This window comes from Halorubrum sp. ARQ200, from assembly GCF_005435115.1.
Classification (GTDB): Archaea; Halobacteriota; Halobacteria; order Halobacteriales; family Haloferacaceae; genus Halorubrum; species Halorubrum tropicale.
The window spans coordinates 106253-117312 of record NZ_SGTZ01000011.1 but is presented as its reverse complement, the minus strand read 5'-3'; the positions used below and the strand labels follow the sequence as shown (position 1 = coordinate 117312).

General features: G+C 54.9%; 10 protein-coding genes. 4 read left to right on the top strand and 6 right to left on the bottom strand.

Annotated elements, in window-relative coordinates:
- Positions 1-198: 198 nt before the first annotated feature.
- Positions 199-1722, bottom strand: coding sequence for a DUF6498-containing protein (locus EXE50_RS12930; RefSeq protein WP_137705265.1), 1524 nt, complete (start codon positions 1720-1722; stop codon positions 199-201).
- Between the two features lie 1114 nt (positions 1723-2836).
- Between EXE50_RS12930 and EXE50_RS12925 the strand changes: the two genes are divergently transcribed.
- Together EXE50_RS12925 and EXE50_RS12920 are read left to right on the top strand one after the other, a co-directional pair.
- A complete protein-coding gene (locus tag EXE50_RS12925; protein WP_137705264.1) occupies positions 2837-3268 on the top strand; it encodes a hypothetical protein in 432 nt (143 codons plus the stop codon).
- Between the two features lie 132 nt (positions 3269-3400).
- Positions 3401-4156, top strand: coding sequence for a transcriptional repressor (locus tag EXE50_RS12920; RefSeq protein ID WP_121600584.1), 756 nt, complete (start codon positions 3401-3403; stop codon positions 4154-4156).
- A 92-nt stretch (positions 4157-4248) separates the two neighbouring features.
- On the opposite strand, the gene EXE50_RS12915 is transcribed toward EXE50_RS12920, so the two are convergent.
- From EXE50_RS12915 to EXE50_RS12905, 3 genes are all read right to left on the bottom strand, one after another.
- The gene (locus tag EXE50_RS12915; RefSeq protein WP_121600583.1) at positions 4249-4815 is read right to left on the bottom strand and encodes a PH domain-containing protein; all 567 of its coding nucleotides are present in this window, start codon (positions 4813-4815) and stop codon (positions 4249-4251) included.
- On the bottom strand, positions 4808-5443 hold the full coding sequence (locus EXE50_RS12910) for a PH domain-containing protein (RefSeq protein ID WP_121600582.1): 636 nt from the start codon (positions 5441-5443) through the stop codon (positions 4808-4810). The genes EXE50_RS12915 and EXE50_RS12910 overlap by 8 nt, the downstream gene beginning before the upstream one ends.
- A 342-nt stretch (positions 5444-5785) precedes the next feature.
- A complete protein-coding gene (locus tag EXE50_RS12905; RefSeq protein ID WP_121600581.1) occupies positions 5786-6547 on the bottom strand; it encodes a CPBP family intramembrane glutamic endopeptidase in 762 nt (253 codons plus the stop codon).
- 108 nt (positions 6548-6655) lie between these two features.
- Here EXE50_RS12905 and EXE50_RS12900 point away from each other — a divergent pair, with 108 nt between their 5' ends.
- The gene (locus tag EXE50_RS12900; protein WP_137705263.1) at positions 6656-7561 is read left to right on the top strand and encodes a winged helix-turn-helix domain-containing protein; all 906 of its coding nucleotides are present in this window, start codon (positions 6656-6658) and stop codon (positions 7559-7561) included.
- A 119-nt stretch (positions 7562-7680) separates the two neighbouring features.
- Complete coding sequence (locus tag EXE50_RS12895; RefSeq protein WP_137705262.1) at positions 7681-8241, top strand: hypothetical protein; 561 nt, start codon at positions 7681-7683, stop codon at positions 8239-8241.
- A 44-nt stretch (positions 8242-8285) separates the two neighbouring features.
- Here EXE50_RS12895 and EXE50_RS12890 read toward each other — a convergent pair whose 3' ends face one another.
- Together EXE50_RS12890 and EXE50_RS17785 are read right to left on the bottom strand one after the other, a co-directional pair.
- Positions 8286-8678 (bottom strand): hypothetical protein, encoded by a 393-nt coding sequence (locus tag EXE50_RS12890; protein WP_233561724.1) that lies wholly within the window; start codon positions 8676-8678, stop codon positions 8286-8288.
- Between the two features lie 678 nt (positions 8679-9356).
- Complete coding sequence (locus EXE50_RS17785) at positions 9357-10757, bottom strand: DUF6498-containing protein (protein WP_241982681.1); 1401 nt, start codon at positions 10755-10757, stop codon at positions 9357-9359.
- Positions 10758-11060 lie beyond the last annotated feature (303 nt).

The following is an 11060-nucleotide window of genomic DNA, read 5'->3' as shown; positions in this document are numbered from 1 at the left end:
CCCCAACGGATGGGAGGCTCACCCACTCCCCCGCGACGCTCCATTGATCACCCCCGCTGGAAGGACGGCCCTCCGCCCCGTCCACCAGCACTATCCATTTGTCAAATAGAGGTATCTACTACCGACACCTCTCCAGTATGGGTTAGTGTCCCAAATTCGTGGAACCGCAGCCTAATACTGGAGGGCCAACAGCGTTAGTTATTGTTTGATTTGATATATGATAAGTCCGACGAGCGGAATCGCAGTAAACAAAAATACGAAGACGCCTGCTGCTACGCCGCCTTCAAACTCAGCAGCTATCACCAACCCAATCAGTGAGACGACTCCAAACAGAGCCATCGACGCAAGCGACGTACGAGGTGCTGTACTGTCTAACCGCAGCAATTCGATGCCAACTTCCACCATAGTGTCTGGCCCGTTCGTATTCGCGTTCCAATTGGCACCAGCGTCATTGTCAGCGGGACTCGCGCCAACAAGTGAGTCCGTGATTGGGGTCGTATCTCCGAGTCGTGGTAGCTTGGTCGGCCTGTCACCGCGGTCAACGAATACCGTCGAGGTGTCCAACCACCTATCGACGGGGTCACGTTCAACTCGGATCTCATGATCAGCTAGCGATTCGTACCGCCAAAGAGGGGTTTGAAACAGGGTATCAGTCGCAACAATAGTGTTCGAATCTAACCGGTATTCAACACCAACGTACCGGATCCAGTAGTCGAGGTGGATGAGACCAAGCGGGACGCCGATCCCGAGAAGCATGATGCCACCCGCTATTTGGATAGCACCATCGAATACAGCAAGTGATGCGGCGAGAAAGGCGAGTGGTGTCAGCAACCACGGTCCAGGGTGTGTCCGGAAATGTGACGCCGTAGGCAGCAGTCGTCCCGAGAGCGACGGGCGCAGATCTGTGGGATTTCCTGATAGCGTTGTCTCAATCGTCTTACGCTCTGGGGGACTGTACGCCTCCCCACGACCGACGAGTGACCACAGTCCCGCACCGAGTCGGCCATCGTGATAATATCCTGCGAGATCGGTGAGGAGCCTAATCGAGACTACTACAGCGACAAGTGGTCCCGTCGCAACCCGTTCAACTGCACGAGAGGTCTCTCCAGCCCCGCCGTTAGAAACCACCAGAGCTGCGGTGAGCAGCGCGATGGTGCTCGCGAGGAGTACGGTTGCGCCCTCAGTGACGACACTCTGAAGAGCTGTTGCGACATTATGACCTTGGTAATCACCATCTCGGAAGTACGTAGTGACTGTTCGCCATCCTTCCGCGATGAAGATTCCAAGCGCGCCAATAATGAGCCACGACGAGATATTGGCATCCGGATTTGCGGTTGCCACGGGGCCAACAACCAGTGCCCCGACGAATAGCCACAGTCCGATTATAATTGGTACTACGAACAAAAGTGTCGGAATAGTCAGTAGTCGGATATTAGCACCTGTCAGCGGGAGTGAAATGGAGGTCTGTTTTGTGGCAATCGCCCCAAACAGGATTGGATCCCCGTTCCGTTCCATTGGCCGCCCGGCAAACGTCGCTCGAACAACCGCCCAAAAACATACGACGCCGAACTCAAGCCAATATAATGTCAGCAGCTCTAAAATCGACAGGCCGAACGCAACAATCCCGACAATCGGAACCAGATTCGCCACGAGAAGAGCCAATAGTTCGGGATCTGGGATGCGACTAGCTCCTGTGTCGTGAGTTGTCGCTGCTGAGCTCATCTACGGACGTGGTGGCGAAGTGACCAGCTGCGCGTACCCTGGGCGTGGAACACAGATATCCCGAGGATCAATCACAGTTCTGTCTCGTGACTTTTGAACAGGTGCTGTGGAGGGCATTCATGTACATACCCGGTAGCGAATCTAATAGTAGTAAGCCATGGTTGCTGTAGTCAGTGTTGATCACTGAGTACGGATTTATACCGACTGAGAGTACTTCCTATTGAGGTGAGGATGACAAAGACCCCAACCACGACGAGCAGCCCCCCAAGGATCGGCTCAGATAAGTAATAAGACAGCCAGCCTATCGCAATGTTGGTACTGGCCAGTCCGATCGGATAGAGTGTCTGTTGTAAGCACATGGCTCTCAACGTTGTCGTTACTGAGTTGCCGCGGGTAGTGCTGAAAGATCTGTACCGAGCGGGTGACAAGCAATGTGATTTCGGGAACTGGCTCCTAAATGACCTCTCGATCGTCGAACTGAGTGTTCTGTTCCCGGCAACAGCCTGTCGAGGGCCCTTTCCCGCCAGTGCTTACAGATGCTGAGTTCTGGTTGCTCGTAGAACCCGTGTCTCACAGGGGTTGGATATTGAAATATACGCATCATCGTCTTCGGTAGTATCTGTGCGCTGGATCTCCCTGTAACTAAGAGCTAATAATACAGACCCGACGAGACGTATCGGTCTAAGTATACAGAGTGACGTGCCCCCTCGACTGATATCGTGGGGTCCCCGGGATCACTATGTTACTCCCAGTGATTCGGATGGTTGAGGATCTGAGCTTTATGAACTGTCGATCACTGACTCTGCCACGAAGCCGTTACTCGTACCCGCAGGGGACATTGGAATGCCATCGAACGTATTTTTTGAAAAATAGAGCGACGAAGTTCTCGGCCACGAATAGTTTCAGCAACGTCGCGCTAGAGACAGCTCAAGATTGGCTGCGAGCCTTCGCTGTCTCCCGCATCTCACGCCAGGATTAATACGATCGGCTGGTGACCGCCTGGCGCGACAGTCCGTGACGCGATCCCTCTGCTTTCCGGATACAAATCCTCCTTTGCGCTCGAAAAATCCGCCTCTGTGAACACAAAATTCTCGGCGCTGCTTTACCGGTTGCTATGCTAGGCGAGTGCGTGGACATGACGCCACGATTACGCGAGATCGTACGCACGGAACTGCTACGAAGTATCGTCTGGTTCGGAGCCGGACTCGTCGGCTGGCCGCTAGCGACGATGGAAATTAGTTGGCTCAACATGACACCCCTGACGGTCTTCGGACTTCCCGTGGTCACCTGGGCCGTGCTGACGGCAAGTGCTATCGGAATCCGGAGCGTGACCGAGTCAGATCTTCGCGTCCAGACGACAAGCGGAATATCCGTAAGCCTCGCCCTCGGGATCATGCTCGGGGGTGTCGCCGCGGTGTATCTCGTCATAAGAGGTGGATACCCCGCTCAGTGGATCACGCTCGGTTACGTCGCGGTCGCGGCCGTGACTTCCCTCTGGTACTGGTACGTTCACCCGACGGGCAGAGGCTCGACAGCGACTACCTGACTCTTTGGGCCGGCCTCGCAGTCTCCGAGCGGTCTCACTTGCTGAAACAGCACCGCACCGCTCTGTGGCCCCGCCAGAGCAAAACATACAATTTGACTCGCTAAGATATTGCGCGTGACCGACCCATAACACATGGCCCTCCCACCTTGGATCGCACAAAAACTGCCCCAGGACAAGCGGGTAAACACCAAACTCACCCGCCGCCACGTCGTCGAAACGATGTATCGAGCAGATCGGCCGTTCTTCTCGCTCCAGCAAATTCAACAGCAGATCAAGCCAGACGTCTCAAAGGTGACTGTCCGGAACCGGTTAACGGAACTCGAGGAACACGGGGTCGTCGCGACGGAGTCGTTCGCTGATTCACTGACCCTGTATTATCTCAACCACCCGGAGTCGGAGTGGCCGCTATCGCCGGAAGGAAAGCAAGCGCTGACAGCCGATGAGACTACTCCAACGCACCCCCTCCGCGAATTCCTTGACCACCCACGCGTCCGTTCAATCTTGCGAGAAGAGTTCTTTCGGAGCATTGGCTGGGCAGCACTCGGGATAGTCGGGTGGCCAATACTGCTCAGTGAGTCTCCACAGTTAGCGGTCACCATATGGACAGTATTCGGGCTCCCGGTCTTGACCTGGGCGACACTTACTGTGGCGATGATCAGCGTCCGGCTGCTGACGGGGAGCGACGTCCAAGTTCAGACACAGGAAGGGTTACATGTCGTCTCACTGTGTGGGATTCTATTAGCCGGATTCTGGGTAGCGTTCGTGATTTTTATTTTGAACTGGCCGCCACTGCCGACAGTCGGGGTGTATCTTCTCGCGACAGTTTCCTACTTGATCATTTATAAACGGGTTATCCTACCGGAAACTAATCTCCCGGTCACCACGTGATCTCTCGCCGACGCTGCTAACGCTGACGGGGGACAGTAACTGACAGCCTTCAATATTGGCAGCAGACCGTTTGAGACCCAATATGAACTCCCTTATTTTCCGGTCAAAGGCTCGCTATCATCTCTGGTGGGCGCCACCGTGGCGCGGATTTCACGGACAAGGCTGAGGACAGATTCCCACTGCTCTCGGGACCCGGGGATTGCGTACTCTTCACTACCCATGTACTCCGCGAGCGTCGTCTGGACATCCTTCGGGTTATCAACCCGGCGAAACTCCAGATCGCGGCCTCCGGCGACCTCAACAGACACTCTCCCATAGCCGAAAAACGAGCCTGTGGCGGATTGAGAAAATGAAGTGTTCTGGATTTTATCGACACGGACGCGACGAATTGTTCGTCCGAGGACGCCTCGTTTCGCCCATACTGCTCGTGTCGTCAAGAGATACTGCGTCCGTCGTACCCTGAGTAGCCCCCAGCTGAGAACCGCAACGCCGACAGGGACCCCCATTAGCAACCAAAGGTTGACGCTGACAGCGCCGATAAGGGCAAGTACGGAAATAGAGCTTCCAACGATTATGTCTGGAAGAGCCGCTGAGAGACGCGGGCGACCCTTCCAGACAACGCGTTCACCGTCGTGTTGATACCACCAGCCGTCACTCATCTGTGTTACCTGTGTCAGTATGTGTTGACTCGTCAGTAGACGAGGCAGTCGAGTCGGTCTGGGACCCACTCTGGTCATCGGCGACGGCCTGCCGAATGACGCGTAGTTCCGTAAGAATCGAATCAAGAACATCCTCTTTCGTCGAGTCGGACTCGGTCTGCTGTCGACTATCAATTTCTCTAGCAATCAGCTCCTGAACTGCGGCTGGGGCAGGGATACTCCGAAACTGAAGTTCGATCCCAGATCCGCCGGCTGTACTGACGTCAACGGAGCCGTATCCAAAGTACGAGCCGAGCGCCGACTGTGAGTACGAGATGTTTTGGACTTTGTCGAACCCAATCTGTTGGACGTCACGTGAGAGTACCCCACGTTTGCTGTAGAGGCCACGATTGGTGACTACGTAGTTCGTATTGGTGTACTGAAGATAGGACGCAGCAACAATTGGGATGCCAATAAGGACGAGTGATAGCGGAATCCCAATGATAAACGCAGGAAGGACGCTGTACTTGTGTGGGGTACTTGACCACTGGATAGACTCGCCGTCTTCAAGCGTGAGCCAGTCGAGATCCAACTCTGAGGAATCCGTTGAGCCGTCTTCTGATATGTCTTGGAGGGCCGTATCAGACATGGATTATCCCAGATGACCAACCCACAAAATAGTGAGGAAATTCACGGCTCGGAACACGGTGTCGCAAGAGGTAGCTGAACGGGTATCAAGGAGACAGAGCACGGCAGCAAGTGCTAGGCCCCATCGCTGGCGTCGATCAGTCAAAACCGTCCCAGAAGCCGATGGAGAGCGGAAAAAATGATGGGCGATCTCACCAGACTATGCCACAGCGATGGGATATGCTCATCAGTCGGATACCTATCTGAATACCGCCTCCGACCGGCGGCTACCTCAACGGTGTACCCTTTCGAATGGTAATCCCAGAGCAGTGTTTCAAGCCTCGAAGCGCGAATTCACCGGATCTCAGGTGAGTAGGGGCGCGACAAATATCACGGCATTAAACACACCATGAACGAGCGCAGGCGCGACAAAGGTATTCGACCGTTCGAACACCCACCCGAATATCCCTCCCATCAGAGAGTAATAAAGCGTCATGTGAGCAACTGCGGCCATCGGCGGCGACAGGAGGAGGACGGGGTAGACGTGAAACAGCGCAAACACGAGGCCGGCCGTACCGATCGCGATTCTAGCCGAGAACGACGCACGGAGCCGCTGCTGGATGACGCCCCGGAAAAAGAACTCCTCGACAGGACCGATCAACGCAAGCGACAGGACTGCCGCGATGACGAGGCCGACACCCGTCGGTGCTGCGAGGTTTGTGTACTGCATAAATCCAGGAGAGAGTTCGACACTCGGAAGAACCGCGTCAGTGCTTACAAGCGAGAGGAACGCGGTTGCGAAACTCATCCCCAGTCCACCGATGAGAGCAGAGACAGAGTCTCGGTCTGGAACGTGAACCGGAACCTGGAACGACGAGTGAAATGAAACGTACCCGATGCCAACGAGCAGAAATGAAAGTTCGGTCGCGGCGCTTCCAGCGATGAATATGAGCGTCTCCCTGGCATCAGAACTGACGGCTGAGACAGCAGCAAGTGAGGCAGCCAAATTCAACAAAACGGTGATCGGTATCGTGAAAGCGAGAAACGCCACCGCACTGGCGGCACCAGTCTCATCATTAAGTTGATTCGGCACGTCCGCTTCTAGCGTGGAGGGCAAATCGACCATAGATGACGAAATGAGTGATTGGGTTGTAAGTGTTATCTGGACGACTATTAAGTTGATTCGGTAACAAATCAGATACCCGAGCGGAAACAACAGCAGTGTTGTACACCAATGACAGGTGAACGTGAGGGGAGTGAGTCAGCGTATGCGGCGTTGACCGACGAAACACGGGTCCGTATCCTGTTAACTCTCGCAGATCAGTACGACGAAGCGTGGTCATCCGAGTGGCCGACGTTCTCCGAGCTACGAGAGCAAGTCGGCGTTGAGGACACGAGCCGGTTCAGCTACCACTTGTCCGAGCTTCAAGACGACTTCATTCAGAAGGTGGACGGGCGATATCGTCCCCGAATAGCCGCCTTGGAGATTGTGGCCGCAATTCGGGCGGGGAGTTATAAGACACAGAACGGCGACAAACGGTACGAAATCGGAGAGCAGGAGCTGGAGTATAGGTGTCCCCACTGCGATCGGCATCTCGTCGCTGCGTACCGAGAGCACCACCTGTATATTGGCTGTCCGGACCACGGCGCCGCCGTTGCGTACCCGACGCCGCCGCGGGCAACTGAAAACCGGTCACTCGACGCAGTTATCGACTCCACGCTCCGAAACCACGCGTGTGACGTCCGGCTCTTGCGTAACGGGGTCTGCCCGCACTGTTGGGGAGCGGCGGGTTTATCGCTCCCCTCTGACTCCGTTCCAGAGACGTATCTCCACCGAGACGTACCGTATGCCACCGCGGCATGTGACACCTGCTGGCTATCGTATCCGATCCCGATCGCACAGACGGTTCTCGGCCATCACGCCGTCGAGTCACTGTACGCGGCACACGGTCTGCGTCCGCGTGATGCGCAGATCGGACCGCACAGTCTTACGGAGGTGAGCAACGTACGTACCGGTGACGCGGTGCCAACCGCCGCGCAGGTTGTAGTCCGTCTCGCTGACGGGTCAATTGAGTTCGATCTCGACGAAGATTGTCGCGTTCGGCGCTACGACGTGAGCGATACAGAACCGACACGGTGACCGCGGCAGCAGCGCCGTTGGGATCTCCGCGAAGATATCACTGGGACACTGACTTTGGCCGTGTTTCTCGGCCCGAGACACACGACAGGAGGTATACCGGAGACGATCGATCAGCCGGTATGACAGACGACGCCCAGACAAGCGGGTCTACCCCGGAGGTTGACCGAGCTACAGCACACTCCAACACGTACTCAGACCGAGCATACACGTGGCTTTCACGCAACGGACTCTACGTCTGGGCCGGGATTTCCGTGGTGGTGATAGCGCTCGGAGTACTTGCTATCCCGCTTTTGGCTTTCGGATCATTGGCAGCGATCGGCGGAGAAGAGTCGATACTCGCCGGCGGAACCGCCATCGTTCTCCTCTGTACTGTCTTACTACTCGGTTTGGCAGTCGTGCTACTCAGTTACGCCTATTTAGAGGTGGATCGTCGGGGAGTCCCGTTCGTCGGAGACCGCAGTACGCAGACGTTAGCATATGATAGCATCCGGACAGTAGAGACGGTCGCGGCGGGAATATTCATCGGTGGGTTCCTCACAATGCTCGGACTAGCGGTTTCAGTGGGTAACGTTCCGACAATACTCTCAGTTACCGTGCTAGCAGCCGCAATCGGGCTTCCGGTGACAGTGTTGGTACACGCAGCCGGGCGCTTTGTGTTGTTTGTTGCTGATTCAGCCTAGGACCCCGCTATCAGATGGACACTCGCGAAACTCTTTGTCCCCAGTTAGCCGGTCGCGTTTGTCTGACCGAGATCCGAGAACGACTCTCCGACTCGAAGCGCGATTGGTTCACTTTCATCGCTCGAGCCAATAGAGATAGCGACGATGTCCTCTTCAGTACTAGTAATCGAAAATTGCTGATTCAGCTGTGAGGTCCCTGATATCACGGTATCCGCGAGTTCCAAGTCAACTTGGTACTCGCCGGTGGTGGTCCATACGTCGGCGTAGGCGACAATATTACTCTCACCGTCTGACTCGGTCGAGGGGACGTTGAACGAGGTATCGAGGACCGTCTCGCCCTCGGGATCTACGACTTCGATCGACCCGCTGACCTCCTGATTCATCTGGTTGAGGAGGTTGACCTCTTCGAAGACTTGGTTGCCGATCGCATCAAGCACTGTCGAGCAGCCGGCGGTGGACGCTACGGCGGCACTGGCACCAATTGCGAGAACTCGACGTCTCGTGACGGAGTCGGGTGACGAACGCGTGTGTCGATTCATCGTTGGAAGGCGTATTGCTATTGATGTGGTTTTGGATTAAACCCGTTCGGGGTGTCTCTGGCGGTGAAACCGTTTGATAGAGTGTCTCTAGGAAACAACTGCGACTTCGTCCGTGAATCGTATTTCACGGTTCTGCTGAGTGTTGATCGCGAGTTCCACGAGGTGACACAGTGCTTCGAGGCTCAGCCGAGGTGATCACCGAAAGCGTCCGCTGTTTCGGCGTAAGCTGAGCGCTGCGAGCGCTTTCCGTTCTATATCGGAAGCCGCTCTCTCCGACAGATAATTGTGACCGTGTCGCACATCCCTCAACAGCAGCGGTAAACATAATCTCGTTAGCAGGACGGGCCACACATTGATCCGAGCCAAATGGCGTCAACTACGAATCATAAAAAGCCGCACAGAATGAGCGCGGGAACTTCTCGCTCTGTGAAGGTTACAGTTGGATGCTATGCGGGAACAACTGGAGCGGTGTCGGGAGAAGTGGTTGAATGGTATCTCCAGAAGAGAAAACACTGAGTCGAGTGTCTGACTTCCCTTCGACCTCGGTGGGTTGATGAACTCGCCCTCGCAGGTCGTTTAGATTCGAGCGAGCATCGCATATACGAGAATGCTGAGTAAAATCATAAAAAACGGTGCGATCAAGACTATTACAGCTGCCATTTCTGCCCCACTCACCTGGGGAGAGCCGAGCAACAGTAGTGGAACACTAAGAAAAACCAGTGCCAACATGAGTGCGGCACCCACGACCGCGAGATCCTGCTCAGGGCGCTCCTCGTGTCTGATCGGCAGGTCAAGTGTCTCAGTCGCGTGGTCAAGATCAGCGACAGGACCAAACTGAACTGTGTTTGTTGGGGCTGCCTCAACGTTTGAAATCCGTAGTGTCCCGGTACCGAATAGGCGGTCAGGAATGGCGTTCTTGATTTCAAATCGTGCTTGTGAGTGAATCGGAACCAACCACTGTGGCGCACCAAGTACGGTGTCGTACGCGACAAGTTTCTCACCACGCCGTTGGTACTCAATAGTGCCGTACCGGAGGTAGTAGCTCCCAACTCGGATTATAAAAATTCCCAGTAGTACGGCGAGGCCAATGCCACCCCACAAAAAATGCGCTGTAACCATTGCGGCGACAACGCCAACCAGCAGCAGCGCGACACCGCGATTGACCACCGTGAGTAGTATTGTGGTGGTGCTTCCAAGTAGTACAGATCGAGGGTTGACTTTCACACGTGCCTGAACCGGCTCATCTGGGAGGCTAAGCTCTGGTTGCGACTGACTGAACTCGCGGTCAGCACTGAGTCGGTCAAAGAGTCCTTGGAATGCGCTTGCTATTGGACCGGCAGACTCCCACGATACAGCGAGAACTGTTTTAATAATCACAAATCCCCCAAGCACAGCTACTCCGGCTGACTGGCCCATTGATAGGCCGATCACCCCCAAAAACATCACCCCGAGCGTGAGCTGGGACGGTTGTTGTAGGATTTCACGAGCGGACACATTCTTGTATATTTTGGCCCCCAAGTACTCACGGTGAAACTCGATGCCGTGTGCGACTATGAGGGCACCAATACTTACAGCGACCTCCCACGAAAGCGCTATTGATGTCTCAACCAACACCCAGGAGAGTATCGTAATCGGCACAATAGTGGAAGCCCAGATCCCGAGTATTGACAGCGCAAAAGGCACATTGCGGGGGTATATCGGTGGAAGCGTTGGGAGAGGGCGCCAACCGCCTCGTTTGTGCCGTAGTTCATGAAGTGGTTCTCGCTCTCCGACGACATCGGGGGATCCTTGCTTTGCGAACAACGACTTTAGCACGCCGAAGAGGACTGTACTAAATGCTTCAATCCAGTAGAGTAACAAAAGAGTCCAAACATTCCAATCGCCATAGACTATGCCAGCCAAAGGGAGCAGATTTGTACCGATGATTACGAGATCCGTAGCTGACCGCCTCGATACTGTGGAGGGCACACCGCGCATGTCGCGGATTATTTGCTCGTGATAGATATGTCCCTGTGATATTGTGTTGATGATCTTCTCACAGTTGTCGTGGCTAGTTCTGAAACAGCATAAAAGGCACCAGCTGTCAAATTCACTGTGATGAGGCTTCAACATGCCTTAGCAATGATTATCGCTGGGATTGGGCTCGTCTCAGGTGTGTTAACAGCGATGACATCGTTAATGGTCGGTGCCATTGGCGGGCAAGCAATGGGAATCCTGCTGTCAGATGTTGTCGGACTTCCGTTTTCGCTACTCATTCTTGCGACCTCGGCAGAGACATTC